18 protein-coding genes are annotated in these 25096 nt (G+C 38.8%); 14 read left to right on the plus strand and 4 right to left on the minus strand.

The annotated features are described in order from the left end of the window. Positions 1-9: 9 nt before the first annotated feature. From tssK to KHS79_RS08735, 7 genes are all read left to right on the plus strand, one after another. Entirely contained in the window at positions 10-1344 is a 1335-nt protein-coding gene (tssK, locus tag KHS79_RS08705) for a type VI secretion system baseplate subunit TssK (protein WP_027708342.1), read from the plus strand. 39 nt (positions 1345-1383) lie between these two features. Next, positions 1384-2391: a type IVB secretion system protein IcmH/DotU gene (icmH, locus tag KHS79_RS08710; RefSeq protein WP_212718332.1), complete on the plus strand. Its 1008-nt coding sequence runs from the start codon at positions 1384-1386 to the stop codon at positions 2389-2391. Positions 2392-2451: 60 nt separating this feature from the next. Then, positions 2452-6006 carry a type VI secretion system membrane subunit TssM gene (gene tssM, locus KHS79_RS08715; RefSeq protein ID WP_212718333.1) on the plus strand — a complete coding sequence of 1185 codons (3555 nt, stop codon included), beginning with the start codon at positions 2452-2454 and terminating at the stop codon, positions 6004-6006. A gap of 9 nt (positions 6007-6015) precedes the next feature. Next, positions 6016-6774 carry a type VI secretion system-associated protein TagF gene (tagF, locus tag KHS79_RS08720; protein WP_051311416.1) on the plus strand — a complete coding sequence of 253 codons (759 nt, stop codon included), beginning with the start codon at positions 6016-6018 and terminating at the stop codon, positions 6772-6774. Between the two features lie 19 nt (positions 6775-6793). Further along, positions 6794-7540 (plus strand): PP2C family protein-serine/threonine phosphatase, encoded by a 747-nt coding sequence (locus KHS79_RS08725; protein WP_027708340.1) that lies wholly within the window; start codon positions 6794-6796, stop codon positions 7538-7540. A gap of 26 nt (positions 7541-7566) precedes the next feature. Beyond that, positions 7567-11175, plus strand: a complete 3609-nt coding sequence (locus KHS79_RS08730; RefSeq protein WP_212718334.1) for a bifunctional serine/threonine-protein kinase/formylglycine-generating enzyme family protein — start codon at positions 7567-7569, stop codon at positions 11173-11175. Positions 11176-11766: 591 nt separating this feature from the next. Then, the gene (locus KHS79_RS08735) at positions 11767-12285 is read left to right on the plus strand and encodes an Hcp family type VI secretion system effector (protein WP_027708338.1); all 519 of its coding nucleotides are present in this window, start codon (positions 11767-11769) and stop codon (positions 12283-12285) included. A gap of 195 nt (positions 12286-12480) precedes the next feature. Here KHS79_RS08735 and KHS79_RS08740 read toward each other — a convergent pair whose 3' ends face one another. Then, positions 12481-13245, minus strand: a complete 765-nt coding sequence (locus KHS79_RS08740) for a hypothetical protein (protein ID WP_212718336.1) — start codon at positions 13243-13245, stop codon at positions 12481-12483. A 415-nt stretch (positions 13246-13660) separates the two neighbouring features. On the opposite strand from KHS79_RS08740, the gene KHS79_RS08745 reads away from it, so the two are divergent. From KHS79_RS08745 to KHS79_RS08755, 3 genes are read left to right on the plus strand one after another with little or no spacing between them, the layout of a single operon-like run. After that, positions 13661-15667: a type VI secretion system Vgr family protein gene (locus tag KHS79_RS08745; protein WP_212718338.1), complete on the plus strand. Its 2007-nt coding sequence runs from the start codon at positions 13661-13663 to the stop codon at positions 15665-15667. Between the two features lie 28 nt (positions 15668-15695). Continuing rightward, on the plus strand, positions 15696-16949 hold the full coding sequence (locus tag KHS79_RS08750) for a DUF4123 domain-containing protein (protein WP_212718341.1): 1254 nt from the start codon (positions 15696-15698) through the stop codon (positions 16947-16949). 40 nt (positions 16950-16989) lie between these two features. Then, entirely contained in the window at positions 16990-19395 is a 2406-nt protein-coding gene (locus tag KHS79_RS08755; RefSeq protein WP_212718343.1) for a LysM peptidoglycan-binding domain-containing protein, read from the plus strand. Between the two features lie 14 nt (positions 19396-19409). Here KHS79_RS08755 and KHS79_RS08760 read toward each other — a convergent pair whose 3' ends face one another. Continuing rightward, the gene (locus KHS79_RS08760; RefSeq protein ID WP_212718345.1) at positions 19410-20240 is read right to left on the minus strand and encodes a formylglycine-generating enzyme family protein; all 831 of its coding nucleotides are present in this window, start codon (positions 20238-20240) and stop codon (positions 19410-19412) included. 111 nt (positions 20241-20351) lie between these two features. Between KHS79_RS08760 and KHS79_RS08765 the strand changes: the two genes are divergently transcribed. The 3 genes from KHS79_RS08765 to KHS79_RS08775 all read left to right on the plus strand — a co-directional run bounded on the left by KHS79_RS08765 (position 20352) and on the right by KHS79_RS08775 (position 22392). After that, the gene (locus KHS79_RS08765) at positions 20352-21194 is read left to right on the plus strand and encodes a hypothetical protein (RefSeq protein ID WP_027710492.1); all 843 of its coding nucleotides are present in this window, start codon (positions 20352-20354) and stop codon (positions 21192-21194) included. A gap of 76 nt (positions 21195-21270) precedes the next feature. Beyond that, positions 21271-21912, plus strand: coding sequence for a hypothetical protein (locus KHS79_RS08770; protein WP_212718347.1), 642 nt, complete (start codon positions 21271-21273; stop codon positions 21910-21912). A 57-nt stretch (positions 21913-21969) separates the two neighbouring features. After that, positions 21970-22392: a DUF3592 domain-containing protein gene (locus KHS79_RS08775; protein WP_212718349.1), complete on the plus strand. Its 423-nt coding sequence runs from the start codon at positions 21970-21972 to the stop codon at positions 22390-22392. Between the two features lie 35 nt (positions 22393-22427). Here the strand turns inward: KHS79_RS08775 and KHS79_RS26350 are convergent, their stop codons facing one another. Then, on the minus strand, positions 22428-22814 hold the full coding sequence (locus KHS79_RS26350; protein WP_212718351.1) for a DUF3592 domain-containing protein: 387 nt from the start codon (positions 22812-22814) through the stop codon (positions 22428-22430). A 562-nt stretch (positions 22815-23376) separates the two neighbouring features. Beyond that, entirely contained in the window at positions 23377-24378 is a 1002-nt protein-coding gene (locus KHS79_RS08785; RefSeq protein WP_212718353.1) for a methyltransferase domain-containing protein, read from the minus strand. A gap of 415 nt (positions 24379-24793) precedes the next feature. Between KHS79_RS08785 and KHS79_RS08790 the strand changes: the two genes are divergently transcribed. After that, positions 24794-25084, plus strand: a complete 291-nt coding sequence (locus KHS79_RS08790; RefSeq protein ID WP_027709938.1) for a hypothetical protein — start codon at positions 24794-24796, stop codon at positions 25082-25084. The last annotated feature ends 12 nt before the right edge of the window (positions 25085-25096 follow it).

Consider the following 25096-nt stretch of genomic DNA (forward strand, 5'->3'; position numbering starts at 1 on the left):
ACATAACTAATGGCAATGCAGGACAAAGTCGTATGGGCCGAAGGCATGTTTCTTCGGCCTCAACATTTTCAGCAACATGACCGGTACTATGATTTTCAGCTTAAGGAACGGGTGCGTTTAGGGGTTGCCTATGGCTGGGGTGTTAAAAACCTGAGTATAGACCAGCAACACTTGGCATTAGGTAAGATTGTCGTGAATAGTTGCGATGGCATTTTACCTGATGGCACTTTATTTTCGGTCAGAAATACCATAAATGGACAGCTCACATTAGATATTAAAGAAGAAACAAAAGAAAAAATTATTTATTTAGCATGTCCTTTATCGGCGGTTGATGATATTGAGGCTGATAAAAAAGATGATGAAAATATAATTGCCCGATATATCAACAAAGAAACCACCGTTCATGACAGTAATGCTGGCGACGCTACTATTGCGGAAATAAATGCTGGCTTATTGCGTTTGTCACTACGACTGGATGAAGACGCGAAAGGTAATTATGTTAGCTTGCCTATTTGCAAAATTATTGAAAGCCGTGCCGATAAAAGCATTGTGTTGGATGAAGATTATATTCCGCCCTGTCTTGATGTAAAAGCTGTGCCTAAACTGGTTGGCTATTTGAGTGAAGTTGTGGGTTTATTAAATCATCGCGGTGAAGCATTGGCCGGCCGTATGCAAGGCTCAACTCGGCAGGGGCTTTCCGATGTAGCTGATTTCCTCATGCTGCAAACTATTAATCGTAATGAGCCTTTGTTTAAACACTTATCTAAATTGGAATTACTCCATCCGCAGTATTTATATGGATACATGGCTCAACTGGCGGGAGAGTTAGCCACTTTTACTAACCGTCAAAAACGTCCTAATGAGTTACCAGGTTATCAACATGATGATCTTGAAGCTTCATTTATTGCATTAATGGGCGAACTACGTCAGTCACTCAGTACTGTGCTTGAACAAAATGTCGTTAAACTTGAGTTGCAAGAACGTAAATATGGTGTACGAGTGGCAACCGTTAATGATCGAAACCTGTATCAAAATGCGGTGTTTGTGCTTGCTGTAAAAGCAAATGTTGCCAATGAAGTGTTACGCTCGCGCTTTCCATCACAAGTTAAAATTGGAACAGTTGAAAATATTCAACAACTTGTTAATTTGCAGCTACCAGGTATTTCACTCACTGCGCTAAATGTTGCTCCGCGTCAAATACCTTACCACGCAGGCTTTAGTTATTTTCAACTTGATCCTAATTCAGAAATTTGGTCACAGCTAAGTAAGTCAGGTGGTTTTGCTATTCATGTGGCAGGTGAATTCCCTAACATTGAAATGGAGTTCTGGGCGATTAAGCAGTAATGAAACATTTGTATATCCTCTTAAACACGAGGCAACCGCATGGATGGTTACGACTCAGATAATGCGGATAAGACGGTAGTAAATTTTCAGCATGGTGGAAGGCCTGTTAAGCCAACCCCTGGACGAAGATCATCTAGTGCCCAGGAAGGGGCATCCTATTCGTCTTATCAACAAGCACCACAATCATTTAGTCAGCAGTGGCAACAAGCTCAGGCCGGGAAGTTAACGGGTGTAAATAACCTGGTTAATTCAGCCTCCACTCTGATTAACATGGCCATTCGGCTGCGTAATTTAGCGCATCATGAAAATATTCAAGAATTGCGCAGTTATTTAGTGCAAGAAATTAAGCAGTTTGAGCTTAAAAACAGACAGCGACAAGCACCTGAAGAAACTATTAATGCTGCGCGTTACGTATTGTGTACTTTTCTTGATGAGATTATTGCACTGACGCCCTGGGGAGGACATGCTGAGTGGAGTAAACATAGCCTGCTGAGTATTTTCCATAATGAAACCTGGGGGGGGGAGAAGTTTTTTATTTTATTAGACAGACTAAGAGCCGATGGTTACCGGCATCAGGATTTGCTGGAGTTAATGTTCATTATTATTAGTCTGGGATTTGAAGGCAAATACCGTGTTATTGAGCGGGGTAACGTAAAACTAGAAGAGTTACGTGATGATTTATATCGTCAGCTGCGAATGGTTCGGGGTGATTACGAACGAGAATTATCAACACGGTGGCAAGGTGTTCAAGACCGTCGTAATGCTTTAATTCGCTATGTTCCCCTGTGGGTTGTGGGAGCGCTTGGCGCTGTTATAGTGCTGGCGATGTATTCAGGATTTGCCTATTTCCTTAATGAAGAATCTGTTGCATTGAGAAAGGACTATACCGCTTTAATTGATCCTGCTGCTGAAGAGTTTGCTAAAGATTTAGAGTTATCATCAACAGCACAAGAGGAAAAAAAGAACAAAGAAGAACCGCAAATAAAAGAGACGGCTGAAGATACAGAAGAATCATCAGCAGATACTGACAATAAAGATGCAGATTAGTCAGTGCTATCCATTAAAGGTGTATGGGTCATCATCAACTGCAGTGTATGGAAGTAATGAATGAAAGGCTTCATCAACGTTATTAAACAAAAGTGGTTTATTTCTCTTGTGGGGGTTATTGCCCTTTCAATTTTGATTTGGTTTGTGGGGCCACTGTTCGCGATCGCTGATAAAAAACCTTTGGCCAGTGAGGTTGTGCGGTTATTCAGTATTATGGCATTGATGCTATTGTGGGGGCTGAATAACTTACGCATGAGCATGAAAGCGAAAAAACAAAATGCACAGTTGATTGAGGGACTTCAACAAGACCAGTTAGCGCAACAAAGTGCGGATGCACAAGAATCAGAAGAAGAAATTGCCTTACTCAATGATCGCTTTACTGAAGCAATGGATTTATTACGTCAGTCCAGTATGCAAGGGAAAAGCGGCAAGCAGTTTCTATATGAATTGCCTTGGTACATTATTATTGGACCACCAGGCTGTGGAAAAACGACAGCTTTAGTCAATTCGGGCCTGGAGTTTCCTCTGCAGGAAAAATTTGGTCGAGAAGCCATTCACGGTGTTGGTGGAACGCGGCACTGTGATTGGTGGTTTACTAATGAATCGGTATTAATTGATACGGCAGGACGGTATACCACGCAAGATAGTCATGCTTCTGTTGATGCGGCTGCTTGGACGGGGTTTTTAGGATTATTGAAAAAAAATCGCCCGCGTCGTCCTATAAATGGCGTTATTTTAGCTATCAGTTTGCAGGATATAGCGCTACAAACTGAAGCTGAAATGAATGCGCATGTGAAAGCCATCCGCGCACGGTTACAGGAATTAAATGAACGATTAGGGATGCGTATACCCGTTTACCTGATGTTTACCAAGTGTGATTTGATTGAAGGATTTAACGAGTATTTTGAAGATTTAGGTCGTGAGGAGCGGGCCCAGGTTTGGGGAAATACCTTTGAAGATAGCGATCAACTTAATGTAGTGGAGTTATTTGATCAAGGCTTTGATGAGTTACTTAATCGCTTAAATGAGCAGTTATTAGGCAAAGTACATCAAGAGCGAGATGTTAATCGACGTGGTAGAATTTTATCGTTTTCACAACAATTACTGCTTATCAAACCACAGGTTCATACCTTTATTGAAAAAGTTTTTGCACCATCCCGCTTTCATCATCGGCCTTATTTACGCGGCTTTTATTTTACCAGTGGTACACAAAATATTACCTCGATTGATCGTATGGTTGACAGCTATGCGAACCAGATGGGGGTAGCGCCACAACCCACTCACCAAACAACCGGTAGAAGTTATTTTATTACTCGTTTACTGCGTGGAGTGATATTTGCTGAGTCAGGTTTAGTCAGTAACGATCGTAAATATGAAACGGGACGCTTGTGGGTTCAGCGCGGTTCGTATGCTGCAGCGCTTATTACTGCTGGGCTGGGTGCTTTTGCCTGGTCGACAAGTTTTACTTGGAACCAGTTGAGTATTGGGAGTATTGAAGATTACGTTAAATCGTTTATTTCAGGAAAAGAAGAACTCCGTCCTGGGTATCGAGAAATTGATACAATTCCTGTATTAGACCCATTGCGGGATGCAACTCAGGTTTATGATCAAGATAAGGTTCCATTGACTGGTGGACTTGGTCTTTATCAAGGCCGAAAAATTCAGCCAAAAGCAACACGTGCTTATTTTGACCAGGTTGAAGAAGTCTTTTTACCAGCACTTAAGCGGCGGCTTGAAGAACAACTCAAAGATAATATGAGTGATGTTGATTTTCTTCATGCGGCATTAAAAGCTTATATTATGCTGGCAGTGCCCAAGCGGCTTGATGAAGATTATGTACGAGATTGGATGCAGTTTGATTGGGAAAATCAGTTACGGGGTGAAGCTAAGCTGCAAAGTAAATTAAATACTTATCTGGATGACTTGCTTAATTCTGGGTTTAAACCCATTAAACTGGATGAAAACCTGGTAAAACAAGCCAGAATCGTATTACGTCAGGTGCCTTTACCACAACAGGCGTATGCCAGAATAAAGCAAGAATTTATTCGCCCAGATACTATGCGTAGCTTTACTTCTGAGCTAGGTCAGGAAATTGGTTATGTATTTTTAAATGCCGATTACAAAATTCCAAAACTTTATACCAAAAATGGTTTTTACACTCAGTTCAAACCTGAGAGTTATAAATATGTAGCTGAAATAGCTCGGGATAACTGGGTACTGGCGACGGCCAGTAGTGACTTCTCTGAGGCAGATATCAAAATGTTTCATGATGAAGTACAAGACCTTTATTTCCAAGATTATATCAAACACTGGAATACATCACTTAATGAGCTGAAGGTACGGCCTTTTAGCGATATTCGTCAGGCAACCGATCAGCTTGGAAAAATTACGGCAGGCTTTTCACCATTTAGAGAAGTATTAAAAGATGTTGAAAAAAATACCATGATGTCAATTATCACCCTGGAAAACCTTGAAAAAGCGAATGAAGTTCGAAAGGCAGCAGGGGTTCGAAGTGGACAGCTAGGTCGTTTGAGTCGCCGTGCAGAACGACTAAATCGTGCTGCAGATAAAGCAGGGTTAAAAGATAAAGCTAAGCCTGAATCGCTAGGTCCTGGCGCGAATAAAGTCGAAAGGCAGTTCAGAGAAGTAAACCAGGTGATTCTTGCCACAGGGCGAGGGCAAAGCCAGATGGATCAAATTATTGAGGCATTAAATGGTTTACGAAGCTACCTGTCATCTATTGTCAACAGCGGTGATCCTGGTGAGTCTGCCTATAATGCGGCAAAGCAGAAAATTACCGGAGGCCGTGGTGATTATTTTACTACGTTGAAAGCATTATCCGGTACTACACCACAACCGGTCAGACGTTGGATTTTAGATGTAACTAACGGCAGTTGGGGCTTGATGATGGGTCAAGCCAGTGACTACCTCAACCAGATTTATCGGGCGAATGTTTTTAGCTTTTATAAACAAGCTTTAGCAGGCCGTTACCCTATTGCCAATGCACGGGCAGAAGTAAAACTGAGAGACTTTGCCGAGTACTTTAAACCTGGGGGAATAGAAGCACGCTTTTTTGATGAGTATATTAAGCCATTTGCTAATACAAATAGAGGTTCGTGGCGATTAAGAACAGTTGATGGACAATCCTTAGGTATTAGCTCGCGTGCACTCAGGATGTTTGAGACCGGCGCAAAAATTCGTAGAGTATTTTTCCAAGATGGAGCAGCAACACCGCAGCTTAACTTTTCTATGAAGCCTGTGTATTTGGATGCCAATGTGGCACGGGTAGAAGTGGATATTGATGGGCAAAAACTGGTTTATCGACATGGTCCCAGAGTGCCGCAGAAAGTGAGCTGGCCTCAAGAGGCGGGAGAGTCGAGTATTTTATTTGAAGACCTCAACGGTGTTCGTGTGGCATTCCGTGAACAGGGAATTTGGTCATTCTTTAGAGTGATGGACAATTTCCGTGTTGTGAATAGCGGGCGAGCTGAACGATTTAGAGTAGAGTTTAAGCTGGATAATCGACGTGCAGATTATGAGCTTTCAGCGAACAGCGTCATCAACCCCTTTAATCGATCTTTGTTACGTGGTTATAACGCTGTTGGGAGACTATAGGAAAACATCATGCTGTTAACAGGGTTTTACGGGAAATTTCCCTCTCATGGTGATTTTATCTCCAGGCGCCTCCCGAGAGAGTTTCTTGATCATTGGGATGAGTGGCTACAGGGGGCAATTCGTCATAGCCAAAATGAACTGGGTAATAATTGGCTGAATAGCTATTTGTCGTGTCCTGTGTGGCGGTTTTTGCTGTCTGATGGGGTGTGTGGTGAAGGTATTTGGTATGGTGTGTTGATTCCCAGTGTTGACCGAGTCGGCCGATATTTTCCTTTGACCTTTGTCAGCCACTTACAGCAGGCCAAAAGCCCTATGAGAATACTGGCTGAATGTGGTTATTGGTTGGATCGGCTTGAGGATATTGCGTACACCGTGCTGGATGATAACTTTGACTTTGAGCAAATGGAGCAAAGTATTAAGCAGCTTGGTAATCCAAGATTATCGCCTTCTGCTCAGCAGCAAACTTCTGCACACAGCCGGCAAGTATCTCGCCCTCATTTAATGGCGGCATTGGAAACAGAACGAGTTCGTCCCTTACAGGCGATGCCTGCACTGGCAGAACATCTCTTAAACCGAATGTTTAACAGTTTTAGCTTATGGTGGACTCATGGTTCGGAGCACATTGCCCCCGCGTTACTGTGTTGTGAAGGTCTACCTTCTTTGGCTGGTTTTACGAGTTTTATGACAGGCCAGTGGGAGCAAGGAGGGTGGATTAATTTAGGTAATGTAATTTCCCATAGTGATTCAGTAGGACTTCTAGAAGACTGAGGCGTTTTTTTGGTAAATCATGAGTAATCAAACATCCCGCTATTTGACCGCAGCACAAACGCATCAAGGAAATGTCAGGAGAATAAATGAAGACGCTTATTTAATAGGCATTGATGGAGCATCTGGCCATAGTAATCACATTTGGGCCATTGCTGATGGAATGGGCGGACATTTTGCGGGTGATTTAGCTAGTCGGATGATCATTGATGAGTTAGCCAGTCTACCTATGAATGAATCATTAGATGATGCTATTAAAACCGTACAGCAAACCTTACTGGAAGTTAATCGGCGTCTGATTGAGGATGTCACCATTAAACCTGGCAGTTCCGTAATTGGCAGTACTGTTGTGACTGCGGTATTGAGTGGTTATGAGTGTGCCTGCATCTGGGCGGGTGATAGCCGTCTTTATGTTTTTCGTGATGATGCCCTTTACCAAATCAGCCATGACCATTCTGTTGTACAGGAGCTTGTTGATCAGGGGCTGATTACGGCAGAAGAAGCCTTAGTCCATCCGCAAGCAAATGTGATTACTCGGGCTATCGGTTCAGATATCAATCTTGCCCTTGATATCAGGGTATTTGATGTGATGCCTGGAGATCGTTTGTTACTGTGTAGTGATGGACTTTACGGTGAGGTGCCTGTTGATGTTATAAAAAGTGGACTACGTCAGCGTAATATTGAGCAATGTGTGCAAAAATTGATCGAATCAACCTTGGCGGGACGAGCCAAGGATAATGTCACAGTTAATGTGATTGATATCCAATAATCAATTTTCACACGTGAAGTACTGGCATGGGCGCTGATAAAACGAAGCACAGCAAAACCCGTATTGATCGCGGTTTAGAAGTTCGTGGGTGGTCTTCAACAGCAGGATCCGCTGACTCCCAACCTATCCAACAAAAGCAACCTGTTCAAGATAATAAGCCGCTGCATGATGAAACTGAAGATGAGACGGTGATTAGTCAGCCTCGTTTACAGGCTGATAATTATAGTGCTGAAGATGCAACAGTTATTACAGGCAATAAACCAAGCACTAATAATCCATCAGGTGATGATTTACTTGATGATAAAACAGTGATTACAGGACAGCTTAATAAATCTTATTTACCCACTCAGCATGACGCTGAAGCAGAAACACGCATCACAGCGCGTGAATTATCTACAGGCAATGCTTCTCCATATTCTGAGACAACAGGCCACCGGCTTGAAACTGGTCATCAGCTTGAGCCAACCCAATATGTAACACACAGTCAAATGGGGCAACCAAATAGCCAGCAATCCTCTGGTCAGCGTGTAGGAATCGGATCGGTTTTAAAAGCTCGTTTTGAGCTGGTTGAGGTACTAGGCAGTGGTGGTATGGGGGTGGTGTATAAAGCGATAGACCGCCGAAAAATTGAAGCCAGTGATAGAAACCCCTACGTTGCTGTTAAAGTACTTAATGAAGAATTTCGTCAGCATCCGGAATCATTAATTGCATTACAACGAGAGGCCCGTAAAGCGCAGACGCTTGCACACCCAAATATTGTGACGGTTTTCGACTTCGATCGTGAAGATGACGTTGTTTTTATGACAATGGAGCTGTTACAAGGAAAGGCATTAGATCAGCTATTACGTGAAGACTATCCTGATGGTTTACCCCTTGCTACTGCGCTTTCGATAATTCGAGGTATTGCGAACGGCTTAACCTACGCCCATAACAAAAATATTATTCACTCGGACTTCAAACCCAGTAACGTTTTTATTTTAGAAGATGGTACTGCAAAAGTTTTTGATTTTGGAATCGCGCGAGCTGCAAAAACAAAAACGCAGGAAGAAGGGGATAAAACGCTATTTGATGCAGGTGAGCTAGGCGCATTAACCCCAGCGTATGCCAGTCTGGAAATGCTGTTGGGTAAAGAACCAGATATTCGTGATGACATATACGCTTTCGGTTGTGTTGTAAATGAATGTTTAACTGGTAAGCATCCTTTTAATAAGCTTTCGGCCTTAAAAGCTCAGGAAAAAAAGCTCCAGCCCAAGCGCGCAAAAATTTTAAAGAATACACAATGGAAAGCATTATCTGCGGCGTTGTCCTTTCGCAAAGAGAACAGACCCGCAAGTGTACAACAGTTTATTGATGTTTTTTTAGGCAGCAATAAACGCAAAGGCTTTACCGTTTTTGGTGTGATAGTCGCAATGTTAGCGGGTTTGACACCAGTGATATACACCTCTACTACATCACTTTTAGATGAAAGAAGGGCAACTCAAGTTATTAAAGAAATAAAACAGTTGCCTGCTAATCAGGTAGAACACGCTTTTGAGCTGATTGATGAACAGTCACCTGAGTTACAGGAGCAAGTATTAGACGCCACTAAAGACAGGATTCTTGAGCTGCTCAAAGAAAATGCGTTTGCCCGTGTAGCAAATGCACAGGGAGAGCCTGACTTTCAAGGTGCACACCGAGTCTTAATCAAGGGGCAACAGTATTATCCAGACTCTGCAGCATTAAATGTTCATCTGGAAGCCTTGCAAGAAAAACTGAGAGAAAAATACAAATGGTTAATACAGCAGCGGAGAATTTATCCTCGTGATGATCAATGGGATATGTTTGACTTGCTGGAAACCGCTCGGACCATAGCACCGCAGCATGAAATTCTAAAAAATCAGGAGCTTGCTAAAACCTATATTTATGATGCTGAACGGGCTATTCAGTCAAAAGACTATGATTTAGCAGATAGAGTGTTATCCACAGCAGTTTTACTTTTTCCTGATAATGAAAAAATTATACGTTTAGTTGACCAGATTGATGCACAACGTCGTTTGAATAAGCAGTCCAGCGCCAGTGACTTGATTGAAAACCTGGCAGCAGAAAATACAACCAAAGCGCTACAGTTAAAGATCAATAAGCTGTTAGCAGAACCCTTTGCAAACGAGCAGTGGAGTTATCGGTTATATACTCAGCACCAAGCAGTTAAGAAAAAGTTAGATGAAAGTGATGAGTGGTTATTGGATCTACAACAACAGATTGCTGAGTTATTTGTTAATCGAGCCAGAAAGTTACGTGAAGCCAAACGTTTTACTGCATCACTGGATCACTTAAACCAGGCTGCGGAGTATGCGCCAGACTACTTTGGTTTAGATGATGAAAAAAACATCTTAAATACTGCTCAAGCTTCATACCAAGCAGAACAGCAAGCAAAACAGCGTATTGCAGAAGTTAATAACTTAAAGCAGGCTTTTAGTCGCAGTGTAAAACTTCAGGATGAAAAGCAATCTTTAAAGAATTATTTACGACTTCGTCAGCTGTTAGGGGTTAATAGCAACTACATTCATAAAATTGCTAATGTAAAAATAATGCGCTTATATTTATCTCTCGCAGAAAAAACAGCAAAAAGTGAAGAGTATGAACAATCAATTAAACTAGTAAAAAAAGGCTTGGAGTATAAACCGAAAAGTAAAGAGCTATTAGCGGCCATTGAGCACTATCAAGTGCTGCTCAAAAAACTCGAACAAGATAGGCGTTACCAGCAGCAACAAGTTGTGGTTAAGCTTTATCAACAGGGGCAGAAGGTCAATAAAGATAAGCTAAAAATAGCATTGGCTGAACTAAAAGAAATAGATAAGTCAATGCATCAAAAAGTTGAGAAAAGTATGTTGCAATACTATCTACAACATATGCAACGCTTAAGCAAAAAGCAGCCTGATATCGCACGGCAATATGGACACCTTGCAAGTACTTTTTTTCCTGGTAATGCACAGGTAAAAAAGATACTAAAAAGCCTGGACCCATGTGAGATTCGCTTTGCCGGACATGGTATTAATAACCGCGCTATTTGTGCTGATAGGCTTGCTAATAAAGCATCAGGTCCCAAGCTCGTGGTTGTACCTCCCTACGCTCAGGGTACAGCATATTATGCAATGAGTAAGTATGAAATAAGTCAGGCTGATTTTGCGCAGTACTGTGCGAGAACGAAAAAGTGTCGTTCGCAGTCAAGCCACTCTCGTTTACCGGTTACGAATATCTCTTTAAAGAGCGCACTGGATTACACAACCTGGTTAACAAAAGAAACTGGATTTACATATCGTATTCCTACTGATCAGGAATGGTTACATGCGGCTTTAACAAATAAAAAGTCAAAACACAATGAATACAACTGCCGTGTAAAGCTGGGCAGTAAACTGCTTAAAGGCCAAAGTTTGTTACCCGTAACCAGTGGCCGCGCAAATCCTTGGGGACTGGTTAATGTTTATGGTAACGCGCAAGAATGGGTGATGATGAATGGTAAACCCTATGCCCGTGGTGGTGCTTATACCGACTCATTATCTGAGTGCAATGGTAGCTTAGTTAAGTCTCACACCGGTCAAGCAGATAAGCTTACGACATTTCGGGTTGTGAGGAATATCATGGTTGCGCAAAACTAGCTTTTTATAATCACCAAGCAGGAGACCATCCTTGGTCTCTACTGCTCACGGTGCTCCTGGCACCTGCTTCACAAACAAATTCAAGTATTGCCAATTCGCTTTGTGCTTTACCTCAATCTCGCTTAAATCCTTAACAGTTATAGCTAACTCTATATTAAGGGGTCTTCAAAGGCTGGATAATGGCCGCTTCCCTGTCGAAAGACATTTTGCAGGCTTTGGAAAAAGACCTTCAAAAAAAATTATTGAGCAGAAAAATGTAAAAAGAATGTGTGATATGATTCTTAAAAAAATACTGTCAATAAAAATTATAAAATAATTATTCAATTACTGAGCAAGAAATTACAAAAATAAGAAGAAGTTGCGCAATTTATTGCTCATATATCTCATGCTAAAGAATCTATAGATAATATTAATTTTATAAGTCATTGATATTTAAATTGAAAATGTTTTTGGCATGGTTTCTGCTGATAAAGAGTATATTTTGAAGACACTTCCTAAGGTGTTTCCTGTGAATTCCTTCACATCTCCAATATTAAAGCTATTGGATATTGTGGAGAAAAAATAAACAACTTATTTATTAAGGATTAAGCCATGCCAACACCGGCGTATATGACTATTGAAGGCGAAAAACAAGGACTTATTACGGCAGGTACATTTACTGAAGATTCTGTTGGTAATATCTTTCAGGAAGGTCACGAAGACCAAATTTTGGTTGAAGCTTTCCGTCACGATATCGTGTTACCACGTGACCCTCAAAGTGGTCAGCCTACTGGTCAGCGTGTTCACCAGCCTATGGTAATTACCAAGGTTTTTGATAAATGTTCGCCACTGCTTTATAACTCATTGACTTCAGGTGAGCGTCTAATCACTTGTAAAATTGACTGGTATCGTACTTCTGCTGCAGGTACTCAAGAACATTATTTTACGATTGAGTTGGAAGATGCCATCATCGTTGCTATCAATGCATCTATGCCTAACTGTCAGGATCCAAACTCAGCTTACTTCACACACTTAGAAGATGTTCATTTTACTTATCGTAAAATTACCTGGACTCATGAAGTATGTGGTACATCAGGACATGACGACTGGCGTGTACTGAAAACCTCATAAACGCTGAAAATAAAAAAGCCTGTATAGTTTTTACAGGCTTTTTTTATGCGTATACCCTTCACGAATCATTTTTAGGGTTTGTTGTCGTCGCTCTTCACCCCAATCACTTATTATTATAAGCTCCTGGGGCTTCATCGCTTGACGGCCTCCCCTAAAAACCCTTCGTTATGGGTATAATTTTCGGAAAAGGTAAAATTAAAAGCAGCGGCTTGTTTCGCTAACAGCTTTTGCATAACGCTTCGTTAAATATTGCCGTTGTTGTGTTGTTGGTTCTACTAACGTTCCCACTAAACGAATTTGATCCGCTGAAGCGCTATCAAATAAGCTGCTTACATTTTGGGCCGTGCTCGCAACATGATCATCTGCATGCCAAATACCTGCTCGTGAACTAGGCGTTAAGGAGATGCTGTCTAATACATTAAGATTAGATTTTAGATCATGGTAGATTAGAATTTTTCGAATTCCAGATTCGATTAAACTAAAGCGATTCCCTCCACAATGTTCCGGAAACTTATATGTGCAGAATGTTTGTCTGGAAGCGGGTTGCTTGTTGTCAAGATAACGAGAATGTGTCAGTTCTTGGCGCACACAGTGAATACCTACCGTTTTAGCAATTTTTGAAATAATTATGTTGTTGCCACTTTGATAGTTTATGGGCGTTCTCGAAGTTGGGCTTGGTGTATAAGTGCTCCTAGATTGTGGAACATGCTGACCAGGTCGAATATAGTAAGTTTTTTTATCTGTCGATTTTTCTGGAGTTGCGGTTGTTTTTGCTTTTGGATCTACTTTAATTGCAACTGAGGATGAGCCTGCTTTAATCGTTGTTTGTTGAACAGTCGTATTTTTAGGTTGGGAGGCGCCAACAGGACGATAATTTTTACTGCCTCCACCACATGCAGTCAGTAGCAAACAGTTAACGGATAAAAATGTTACTAATAATATTTGAGATTTATATCTCATAAATAACCTCAATTGACGAAACTTATGCTACTCATTTGCAAAGTTAGCCTATACCCAGAGTATTGCCATTATAGGTAACAGATTGAGTGAGTAAAATTTTTATGCTTTGTATTATAGCTGGCAAGTATTATTGAATGGAAAAACTATTTTGTGATTCAGTTTTACTTATGGACTACCTCTAAAAAAAGATTACTCATTCGCAAATACTACTACACATAGTGACTAAATAATCTGTGCCATAGCTAACGGTGTTACAAAAAAACAGGAAGAAAATGCTTATTATAACAGTGTTCTTGGATTAGGGGTTTTATAATAAAGATAAGACCGGTAATTCCAAGTGTCAGCTTATTTGAAAATATACCGCTGTTGTGGGTGTGAAATACTCACAAAAGATGAGTTATTGAAAAGGTAATACATGAGTTCTATCGCAGCTAATGAAAATCTCTTTGATTTTGTTGTAGCAGGCCAAAAGGGTAGTGATGCATTACGCGTAATGAAAGTTGATGGCCTTGAGTTGTTATCGGGTATATATAAGTTTGAAATAGAGTTGGCTGTTGAAAGTGATACCTTGCTTCCCTCTGACTTTCTTCAAAAGACGGCAACACTGACTCTTAAAGATCCGAGTTATCCACGGTTAGTTAATGGTGTCATTATCAGCTTTGAACAGAAGGATACGGGACGTCGTTTTACGCGATATGGTATCACCCTTGCACCCAAAGCATGGACCTTAACAAAGCGAACAAACACTAAAATTTTTCAGCACCAAACTGTGCCTGATATTATTAAATCGGTATTGTTAGCTGCCAATCTCTCTACGGATGATTTTACCTTTCAGCTGATGAGGAATTACCAACCTCGAACCTATTTGGTCCAATATGATGAAAACGACTTGCATTTTATTTCCCGTTTAATGGAAGAAGAAGGCATTCATTTTCATTTTCAGCATACATCAGATCGTCACCGAATGGTGATGGCAGATAGCCAGTCTGCATTAACGACCATTCCAGGTGGAGATTTACTCTACCAAGATATCAGCGGTATGGTGAATGATGCGGATAGTGTTCATAAGTTACGTAAACAGGCACAAACTCAGTTTGGCAAAGTCTCCATGCGTGATTATAACTTCAAGAAGCCCAGCCTGAATCTTGAAGTCAGTCAAAATGTAGATGGAGATGACTATTTTGAACAGTATCAGTACCCGGGTAATTATCAACTTCCTGAAGAAGGCGATGAATACGCTAAGTTGCGTATGGAAGCCAAACAAACGAATAAAGTGATGCTTAAAGGTGCCAGCAATAGCCGGCGTTTGTTACCAGGGCACCGGGTGAATATTACTGAACATGCTCATTTTGAAGGGGAATACCTGATTACTCAGGTAAAGCACGAAGGGACCAATCCACAGGCGCTGGATGAGGGTGCACCCAGTCAAGGTGGACATTACATTAATTACTTTGACTGTATACCTGCCGACAAAAATTATCGTCCGGCGCAAAAACATAAAAAAGTCTTGATTGAAAGTACCCAGTCTGCCGTAGTGACAGGCCCTGCAGGTGAAGAAATCTACACCGATAAACATGGCCGAATCAAGGTGCAGTTTCACTGGGATCGAGATGGTCAAAAAAATGAAAAGACCACGCGTTGGCTTCGTGTGAACACCGGAATAGCTGGAGGGCAGTGGGGGCAAGTTGCAATCCCGCGGATTGGCCAAGAAGTGGTTATTGAGTATCTGGATGGTAATCCTGATAATCCGATGGTCACTGGATGTGTTTATCACGCTAATAATAAAGTGCCGTATGAATTGCCTGCTCATAAAAGTCGCAGCACCTTTAAAACCGAAAGTAGCCCAGGTGGTGGCGGTTTTAATGAATTGCGTTTTGAAGACAAAAAAGGCCAGGAACAAATTTATATCCATGCTCAAAAAGATATGGATATTAAAGTTAAAAATGATCACCGTGAGCACATTAATGGTCATCGTCATTTAGTCGTGGGCAAAGACAGCCTAATAGTGATTGAAGGTGATGCCCACTGGCAAAAAGATAAAAATGAACGTATTGAAATAGGGCAAAACCGGCATATTGAATCCCAATCCTCAACCTACACTAAATTTGGTCAAGCCTATCTGGAAAAATGTCGGAGTGAGCATCATGCCAAAGCCAGCCGTAAAATCGTCATGGATGCCCGTGTCGAATTAACAGCTAAAGTAGGTGGAAACTTCATCAAACTGGATCCTTCGGGTGTAACCATTGTTGGTAGTACGATTAGTTTTGGAAGTGGCAGTGCCAGCCGAGCGAAAAATGTTGCAGCCTTACCGTTAAATGTCATTCAAGGACAAGAAGAAGTGATTGCTAAAGCGGCCAAAACAGGTACACCTTTAGTGAGTGATTGTGCGTCCAATGGTGAGTGTGTTGATTGTACTGTGTAATGTGGCTGGGTAGGAGACAAACATAATCATGAGTGCGTTTAATAGCCAGTTAAACAAATACTTCGAAAAAAAACAGCATCAGCTGTATGCCTTAATTGATGGGGCGATAGTAGATGAGCTCATGCCAACTTTATTTACGTTGGAAGATAATCCATCCGTATTTCCCATATTTATTGATACCCCCCTCAATGGTTGCTTGCATTTATCTCCTTGCTTAGTTGAGCTAAAAGCAGATTCAAAAATCGTCAATTTTATACTGAATGAAACACGAGAAGCATATTGGGGGTTACTGTTAGGCTCTACCTTAGCTTTTGAGTCATTATCAAAGTACTTACAAAGCTTGTTGTATGTTAAAACACCATTAGCAGAGCAACTTGTCTTTCGCTATCAAGATCCTCGGGTGATTAATCCGCTACTGAATGCCAGCACAACCAATGAACAAGCTAAATTATTAGGGCCTATCGACAGGTTATGGGTGCCCAATCATTACCGGCCTGAATTATTTCGGCAAACAAGTAGCACAGAAACCCATGATGTCATTAAAGATGAATTTGAACGTGAATGGATCGTTTGGCAAAACCCACAAGCCTGGCATGGTCAATTCCCAGAAGAGCGCCCTTGGTTTGAATTCAGCGCTAAACAGTGGGAAGGCATTATGGCTGAGCACAAACATAAAGTGGAAGAAGCCATCGCTTTATATTTAATGGAAGAAAACCCCGCATTTAAAAAACTTAAACCCAAACAGCTGCATGAAACGATTCGTTACTGGTGTGATAAAAGTGATGATTATGGCATCAGTAAAACCAAACTGGTGGCGAGACTCATTTTAGTGGTGACAGAATTTGGTCCTGATATCCCCAAGCGAGAATGGATGAAGTTAGAGCAAGAAATTTTGTTTAATACGGATTTTTCTGAACATGAAAAACTGCAGCGTTTGGAAAAATATAATGCACTAGTGTATGAAAAGCCTGGGGTTCCGTTTGATCCTGTTAAATGCATTGTATATGAGATGCTCAGTCAAGATTTTGGCATAAAAGAACTCATTGATCCTTTCAATGAAGAAGACTTAATAATACGTATGGAATTTCTGGATCGGTATAACGACATCAAGCCAGATAGTGCATTAATAACAGGCTTGGTGAAAAAACTCTACGAGAAAAATTCAGATAAGCTTATTAATCAAGACGATGAATTGATACCGCTTTCATATACACAAAAAAGTGATGAAGCATTTAGAGCACAGCTATTAAAAATGTATCAAGAACAAAAACAAGACATTTAAGGTAGCGTTGGTTAGCAGAATTTTAGGAAGTTTACAGAAAATGAGTTCAAATAAGATTTATCGTATACAACCAGGTGATACTTTAGCCACAATTGCATTAAAAAATGGTGTAAGCGTTGAAGATCTACGCCAAGCTAATCCTGGCATTACCGATGATAATCTTATCTACGCGAATACCAATATTCGTATTCCTGAGCCTTCCTGCGATGATCCCTATGTTATTAAGCGGGGTGACACATTAGGTGATTTGGCTAAAAAGCACGACACAACCGTAGACGAAATCCTAAAAGAAAATAAAGATATCAAAGACCCAGATAAAATCTATGCAGGCTATGAATTAAAAATACCCGGGCGTAAACCACAAGATGAGTGTCCAGTTCCTCCGAAAGGTGGACCAGAGAAACAAGAGCCTGTGAAGATAGAAGAGCCAAAAGATAAGAAAAAAATTGAAGAACCAAAGAAGCAAGAACCTGAAAAGATAGAAGAGCCAAAAGATAAGAAAAAAATTGAAGAGCCCAAGAAACAAGAGCCTGAAAAGATAAAAGAGCCAAAAGATAAGGAAAAAACAAAAGAGCCTGAGGAGCAAGAACCGAAGGCTGAAGAGAAACTCCCAGAGGATAAAGATAAGCCTTGTGAGGAGTGTGATTCTAAATGTAATGTGAAAATTGCATGTGCTCACAAAAAGAGGAATTTAAAAAATAAGAAGCCAAAAGTCATCAGTGTTGTACCAGATGTTAAACCAAGTAAAACAAAACTTGGTGACGGTGTGAATGAATATAGTGATACAATTGGTATTGAGTTAAGTGGATCGCAAGCACCAGATAAGTTAAACCATAATCTTGATGCGAAAGCAGTGAAAAAGGTATCTGATACTAAAGACAGAAAAACATTTGAAGTTGAAGCATCATATATAAGACCAGCATTGAATTCTGAATTTAGAAAAATAGTTGATATTTTAGAATTGATTACGGTTTACCAAAAGCCAGTAAAAAAATATAAAGTTAATGGTCCGTGTTTGGGTGATCTAGGGATTCATGTTTATTCAGCGAGTGTTTGGGAATTTACATTATTGTTTCCTTCTTTTAAATCAAGAAAAATTGGTATTAGAAAAATATTTAGAGATAAAGAACTACTTAAAACAGATGAGATAAAAGGGTATGATCCAAGGAAAGCTGAAGTTGAGTCTTATACATTAGAAGAAAAACGAAAAGAAGTTACTTCTGAATCAGATGATGGTATTCCTCAGACTTTAATAGAACAGTCTCGCACACTATCACGTGGAACTGAAAATGCTTATCCTGAAGCTACACTAACTGTAGATAATGGGTTTGGACCAGAACCAATAAAGTTTAGTTGTTTGGAAGAACTCAATCCAATCTTTCATACTGTTGAAGTAGTCCATGGATTGATCACAGCGTTAAGAACTTTATCTACTGCAAAACTTGGATTTTATGCTGACGTTAATATTGATGTTTTTAAAGGTGGATTGCAAATAAAGCTACAAAATAAAGAATATAAAGATAAGCCAGATGTATATACTTACTATGAAATACTCTTTTGTATCAAAATGCTTGAGATAAAGTTTGAAGTAGGTTTGGCAATTCAAATTAAAGATGACTATTACATAAAAGCTTTTATATCACTTGAGGCAAGCTGGGTGCTTAAAGCAGGTGTTGTATTTGAAGAAAAAGAAAAGACTCAAGTTATTTCGGAGAACAAGGCAGTACCTAAAATAGGAATAGAAGTCAAATTTGGAGAAGCATTTGGTGCATCTGTCACTGGTGAAACTGGTGTTGAGTATAAAACCACAATGGATATTGACATAAATGCTAACGAAAAAATAAAAGTAGAAGGTGAGGGGAAAGTATTACCTGTTGTAATTAAGGCAAACATTGTCTCAGTTCATTTTAAAGTAGATTGGAATGAAGAAAAGGAATTAATGCAGGAATACCCTTTTGGCAAGTTTAAATGGCCTGAGGGAAAAGAGGAAAAAAATAAAGATGCTTATAATCCTGCTAAAGACTTAGATGATGTTCAAATAAGAGCAATTCTGAAGAAAAAATTTAGTGAGTTTGTTGATGTTAGGATTTCTGAAATAGCTGGGTATGAAGAAAAAGAAATAAGTCCTTACTTATTGGGAGGGATTAATCCAAAGAAATACAAGGTGGCAAAAATAAAGACATATGATGTTGACTATACAGTTAAGCAAGTAGTAGAAAACATGAGAAAAAAACAAGCTATTCTAAAATTAGATAAAAAATCTATAGAAGCATTAGCGTTGAAGATTGATGAAGACTTAAGAGAGATGCGTGGTTTTGGTGGAGTTTATGTTCGTAAAGAACATTTTAATGAGTATATAAAAGGAGAGTTTCAAAATGTGCTTGATGACTATATTAGCCCTGCTAAAGTTGCAAAACAAGAAATGGTAAAAGCCTCTAGAAAATAGAGGCTATTTAATAATTAATTTAGTTGGCAACGGAATCCTGTAGTGTCACTACCATATTTAGTGTCTGTAGAGGCGCGAGTGATGATTTTGAGAAACTCAGGGTCAGAGGAACTTGAATAATCATTACCTTTAACAATCTTTAATTCACCTGATGGAGGGCCTGCTGGGTCATTAACCGGTGCATTAGCAGGATAAAGTTCATCATACCAATCAAACACATACTCATATACCCCACCATGCATGCCATAGATACCTGCTGGATTAGGAGGATATTTATCGATAGAGGGAGGTAGCTTTGGTGCTTTCTTAGAATCACCCCAGATAGTATTGATTCCTGGCTCAACCTTGCCATTATTGGTTGCATATTCAACATCTTTTCCACCGCTGGTAGCGGCGAACTCCCATTGTGCTTCTGTTGGTAGAGAACCCTTTTTGCCAAATATAGAGCCAAGCCATTCGCAATACGCTTGAGCATCATGCCAAGGTATTGAGTTTGCGGGTGTTTTTTTCTTGTCAGGACATTTAGCATCTTCGAATTGTTCAGAAGTATGTCCCGTTATCCTCATAAAGAACTCAAATTCATAGCAGGTAGTTGGGTATTTCTGTATTGTGAAATCTGAAACTATAACTTTAAAATACTCAGGTACTTTACGATTTCTTTCTTCTAGCTTCCAGCTTAAATCAAAAGAGACTTTTCGACGCATTTCTCCACCGTTAAAGTCAATGAAGTTGTCCTTAATCGATGTTTTGAAGGATTCTACTTCCTGACTATGATTATCACACCCTGTTAAGAGGGTGAAAAAGAACACAATACTAAAATTTAAAGTAATGTGATGTCTATTCATAAACATCTTAATCTCCATTAAATACAGAGTTTAGCGTATACTATTGCTATAACTAAAGTCTAGTAGAATTGACTTAACTTCGAAATCATCATTAATGAATGAGTTCACATAATGAGTCCTAAAGTTATACAGTTGACCTATAGCTATTCACAATTATCACTTGAAATTTTGATAAATGGTATTCCTTTCTTTTTAGAGCATGATTCTGAGTCAGGTACTTTTTCAGCTGGTCTAAATGATTATCTTATTAAGGGTATGAATGAACTTTCATTTATATGTAGGCCTCACTGGGTTAACCGTAAGAAGGGTATTACAGATATACGTAAAGTAGACTTTGTTATTGAAGGAAATCTACAAATAGGTAATAAAGGGGCTTCTGCTGGTAAATTAATTAGTGATTTTTCTTACTCATCTATAGACGGTGAATATGATGAAGAGCTTAATGCTATTGTCATAAAACAGACTTTTGAAGCAGATTTATATGATGTCACTCCATGGCTAAATAAGTTGGAGATATTTGAAGAAGAAACAAATGAAGACTTTTTAGATATCGCACATAAAATACTGAGTCTTTTTGAAACGAACCTCTCAGACATGCTCGAAAGTGATGTTGATAAATTTATAAGATTTTTTAGTGTTAGCAATTTAATAACGATAGATGCTAGAGGATATGATAAGCAATTGTTTCTCGAGCAATCGAAAAGCGCAGCAGAAAAACTTGTAAAAAATAAACTTAAGAAAACGAAAGTTTTATCTCATGAACTTATTGTGAAGAGGTATTTAGACGATAAATATATAAAGTTAAGAATTAAGCCTGATATGTCTAATGATATTAATGAGAATATAAAGTTAGATGAAGGTGAGGAGGCTATACCTCTAATAAACTTTGAAGGAGGCGGAACAATAAATATAAATATAGTGAAGATAAATGGAGAATACTTTCAGTTTATATAGATTGATTTCAGTATTAAATAAGATTGTTCATAAAATTGATGCTATCAATTTATGTTGAATATTGAGAGTGTATTAGATGTCAGAGCTTAAAGCAGCGTTTAAATTTTTTTTGTTTACATATATTTCGACTTTTGTTATTGGGATTAGCTATGCGTTATATCGTGGACTTGCCTTTTCTGATTTGACAGAGTTGGTAGGTTTTTGGATAGGCATTATCACTACGTTTGTTCCAATTATCATGCTATGTTATTTTGGTGGCCTTACTATCGCAATGCTTAAAGGAAAGAGTCTCTTTGGTGTTGCTGCCTTAGCTGCTTCAGGTTTTTTAATCTACATGTATTACATGCTTGTCTATGTAATAGCATTTGATGAAGTAAAAAAAGCACTTAACCCCTTTAATGGAAATTATATTCCTAAGGCAGTCGCTGAGAGTGAAGATACTAAAGAGGTAGAATATAAACTTGAGATTAACGGCTACCGAGCCTATTTGACAATCGAAGGTAAGCATGCAGTATCAGAGCTGAGTTTTAACGTGTGTCTGGAAGGAGATAATATAACTTTGAGTCAAGGCCGACCCGATACAACGGACTATTGTCAAATTACTAAAGCAGAATCTGAGTTAGAATTTATTTTGAAAGGCAAACGTAACGATGAACTGGAATGCCATTCTTGTGAGCAAGGGCCATATCCTTCAATTTGGCAAGTAACATACCAGTAGGTATACCACAAAAAAGATTTGTGAAGTATTTGTTCTTTATCTCAGTATTAAGTGAATATGCAAAAATTGATAATGATACCTGCATATATATTTGCAGCAATTAGTTTAGTTTTAACTTATTTTTGGCTATCAAGCGTTATGTCAGGAAAATCTGATCTGGCTTATGTTAAAAATTTTAAAGCAGATTATGAAAGCAAAAATGTAACTGTACATTACGCAGTTATTGAGTTTGATCTACCTGACGGCAAAGAGATTCAAACCATAACGAATCATACAGTTGAACCGAAAAATTACGATATAGGGTACCCCGTCAGAATTCGCTACAATCCAGATGACCCCAGTGATGTTCAAATAGATAGCTTTTTTGGAAAAGGCGACTTAGTCATAATACTATGGATATTCGCGCTGGTTTGGTATGGTCTTGGCTTTGTAGTACGTAAAGTATTTTCATTTGCTGAAGATGAAAAATTTAAATCATAAATGATTTTTGCTTCACATGTAACTTAAGCCACTATTTACTTTATAGCGACGTTATATAGGAAGCTACCATAATGGAAAACCATGAATACGCAAAAGAAAACACCTAGTATGAACCATTGTCGGTCAATATCAAAAGCAAGGAAAAATGTCGAGGGATCATCTTTGAAATAGTATAAGGTAACTGACTCACCAATAGAATATTTTGTGTTACTACTTGATTTTGACAGTATTGTGTAAACACGACCTTCAACTGAATACTTCACCTTTGGAAAGTAAGAGTGGGCAGGTGATTTCTTGATTTGATAGTCAATAACAGTAGCTTGCACTGTATAATATTCAGTAGTGATTTTATAAAGTGTAAATACACAGCTGAACGAAACCATAAATGAAAAGAAAACAATCGAAGAAAAAAATAATCGCATAGATTAATATTTAAAAAGTGTCCATTTAGTGATTTGTGTAATATACCCAAAACGAAGGTTTTTTAGGGGCGGCCGTCAAGTGATGAAGCCCCCGGAGCTTATATTAATAAGTGACTGGGGTGAAGAGCGCTGACAACAAACCCTAAAAATGATTCGTGAAAGGTATACTACAGCGTAAAAATTACGAGAGGAAGTATAGGTTGGCTTATTACTATAGTTTTATGTATAGCACCACAATTTATTTTCGATCTTGATCATAATGGACATGTTTTTATGTACATTAGAGGCAGCTATTTATTGGGAGTATTTGCATTCTATCTCTTGACTTTCATTTATGCATATATCCGAGGGAGGAGAGTAGTTCACAGAATACACCAAAAATGAATAAACAAATTAAGGTTAAATCTAAAAAACATAGAAAAGGAAGTAGGAAGTCAAGTTATCAGTATTCGACAGATTATACTGACTATAGTAGCTCAAGTGGAAGTGATACTTGTTCTAGCAGTTCAAGTGATTCTTCGGGCGGTTGTGACTAGAGCTAGAGCGATTAAGAGTTCATGTATCACACTATGGGTGAGTAGATATTTTTAGAGCGTGGGTAGGCTATGTTCAAATTATAATCTTTTCGTTTTACTGTTAATGAAAACTTAGAGGCAGGAGTAATTTCTAGTGTCACATAATGCATATAGTTTAAATTTCTGGCTTTAAGGTGGTCTAGCCATTGGAGGATTACAGCTTGATTATTGTTAGTTGAAAACTTATGAGTATACCAGTCACTAAAAGTATGCATGTTTGCACAAATTTTGGTTAAAGTTACACTAACAGGTAAATCGTTAAAGAAAAAATAAGGATTTAATTCAATATAAGATGTATGTTCGTTGCCTAAGTTCATAGTGTACATTTTTAATCTTGCACGTGAATTTAAGCGTTTCGAAATTTGACTTATGGCTTGAAGTGAAAGCTTCCAACCATACTCTCCTCCATCAGAGTATGTCTTCTTTTCTGATAATGTTGGAGGGTTTGGCATATAAGGTAAGCTAGCAATAACTAAATCATATTCTGGAACCAGTGGGAGCATTGACTCAATATCAGCAGCCATAACCTTAGTATATTGTTGAACATTATTTAATAATATATTAAATTTCGCATATTCAACCGCTTTAGGATTAATGTCAACCCCTGTTACAGTACAACCCTTCTCCGCTGCAAGTGTTGTATAAAGCCCGCATCCTGTCCCAATTTCTAAAACCCTTTGATTTTTAAATAATTCATTTGTATAAAATGGTGCACAAATATTGACTTCTTCATCATAAGGCGAAAATACTTGATCTAATGAGTTAGTTTTGTAGTCAGTGATAAAGAAGCAGTTTTGGTATGAATAAATACAATATGATGATTTTACTTGTCGATTAATTATTTCAAGTAAATTAAATTTTAATTGATACTTCATCAGCCTTTCATTTAGAGTACAGGTTTGATTATTTCGATAAAGTAAAGAAAATTCTTCAGGGTATAGGTCATGGAAGGATCTTAACTCATCATGAAGCTGCTTATAATCGTTCATTGTAATGCACTCCTTGCATAGACCCAACATATAACTAGTTAAAAACTAACAATAATCAGAATGTTTACCTGTAGATTAGTTGATGTTGATTGAGCCTTCTAGTAAGAATCCAAAGCTAATGACATATCTTTCGAGAGTCAACGTTATTTCATAGCACTTATCCTATCAGACATCGAGATCGGCGATTTTTATGGCCCAGCAAGCGTTGTGTCAATAAGTGAAATATTTCACCTGAACATGTATGGAAAGCGCAAATATAATCACTATAACAAGGTAATTTACGTCGCGCGGTTAGCTATTGAAAATGGTTGGATGAATTTTAACCAGAACTCATCACGCTTGAAGATATAGAGCGAGTAAAATTTACTCAGTGTGAAGGGTAGATAAGAAATGTTAACAGTTAAGAGAGGATAAATTGGTTGATCATTTAGAAGAAAAGAAAAGCTATGGGCAACATTGGCACTTGGATAAGAATATAAGTATTACTCATATCATTAGTACTTTTGCAGTTGTTATATCACTTTTTACATGGGGTGGTTCAATTGATAAACGGATTGATCAAAATAGTCAGTCCATTGGGCATCTTGCAGAAATGCAACAAAGGCAAGATCAGAGAATTACTGATATAAAAGGTGAAATAAGAGCTGATTTACAGCTTATCAGTAACAAACTTGATCGATTAATTGAATCTAAGATAAGTAACTAGAGTAGGTGCTTT

Source organism: Zooshikella ganghwensis, from assembly GCF_018263875.1.
In the GTDB taxonomy this organism is placed as follows: Bacteria; Pseudomonadota; Gammaproteobacteria; order Pseudomonadales; family Zooshikellaceae; genus Zooshikella; species Zooshikella ganghwensis.

What these genes read in the sequence shown, in the direction of transcription:
- tssK (WP_027708342.1), top strand. Translation starts at nt 10, where the DNA reads ATGGCAATGCAGGACAAAGTCGTATGGGCCGAAGGCATGTTTCTTCGG.
- icmH (WP_212718332.1), top strand. Translation starts at nt 1,384, where the DNA reads ATGGATGGTTACGACTCAGATAATGCGGATAAGACGGTAGTAAATTTT.
- tssM (WP_212718333.1), top strand. Translation starts at nt 2,452, where the DNA reads ATGAAAGGCTTCATCAACGTTATTAAACAAAAGTGGTTTATTTCTCTT.
- tagF (WP_051311416.1), top strand. Translation starts at nt 6,016, where the DNA reads ATGCTGTTAACAGGGTTTTACGGGAAATTTCCCTCTCATGGTGATTTT.
- KHS79_RS08725 (WP_027708340.1), top strand. Translation starts at nt 6,794, where the DNA reads ATGAGTAATCAAACATCCCGCTATTTGACCGCAGCACAAACGCATCAA.
- KHS79_RS08730 (WP_212718334.1), top strand. Translation starts at nt 7,567, where the DNA reads ATGGGCGCTGATAAAACGAAGCACAGCAAAACCCGTATTGATCGCGGT.
- KHS79_RS08735 (WP_027708338.1), top strand. Translation starts at nt 11,767, where the DNA reads ATGCCAACACCGGCGTATATGACTATTGAAGGCGAAAAACAAGGACTT.
- KHS79_RS08740 (WP_212718336.1), bottom strand. Translation starts at nt 13,245, where the DNA reads ATGAGATATAAATCTCAAATATTATTAGTAACATTTTTATCCGTTAAC.
- KHS79_RS08745 (WP_212718338.1), top strand. Translation starts at nt 13,661, where the DNA reads ATGAGTTCTATCGCAGCTAATGAAAATCTCTTTGATTTTGTTGTAGCA.
- KHS79_RS08750 (WP_212718341.1), top strand. Translation starts at nt 15,696, where the DNA reads ATGAGTGCGTTTAATAGCCAGTTAAACAAATACTTCGAAAAAAAACAG.
- KHS79_RS08755 (WP_212718343.1), top strand. Translation starts at nt 16,990, where the DNA reads ATGAGTTCAAATAAGATTTATCGTATACAACCAGGTGATACTTTAGCC.
- KHS79_RS08760 (WP_212718345.1), bottom strand. Translation starts at nt 20,240, where the DNA reads ATGAATAGACATCACATTACTTTAAATTTTAGTATTGTGTTCTTTTTC.
- KHS79_RS08765 (WP_027710492.1), top strand. Translation starts at nt 20,352, where the DNA reads ATGAGTCCTAAAGTTATACAGTTGACCTATAGCTATTCACAATTATCA.
- KHS79_RS08770 (WP_212718347.1), top strand. Translation starts at nt 21,271, where the DNA reads ATGTCAGAGCTTAAAGCAGCGTTTAAATTTTTTTTGTTTACATATATT.
- KHS79_RS08775 (WP_212718349.1), top strand. Translation starts at nt 21,970, where the DNA reads ATGCAAAAATTGATAATGATACCTGCATATATATTTGCAGCAATTAGT.
- KHS79_RS26350 (WP_212718351.1), bottom strand. Translation starts at nt 22,814, where the DNA reads ATGCGATTATTTTTTTCTTCGATTGTTTTCTTTTCATTTATGGTTTCG.
- KHS79_RS08785 (WP_212718353.1), bottom strand. Translation starts at nt 24,378, where the DNA reads ATGAACGATTATAAGCAGCTTCATGATGAGTTAAGATCCTTCCATGAC.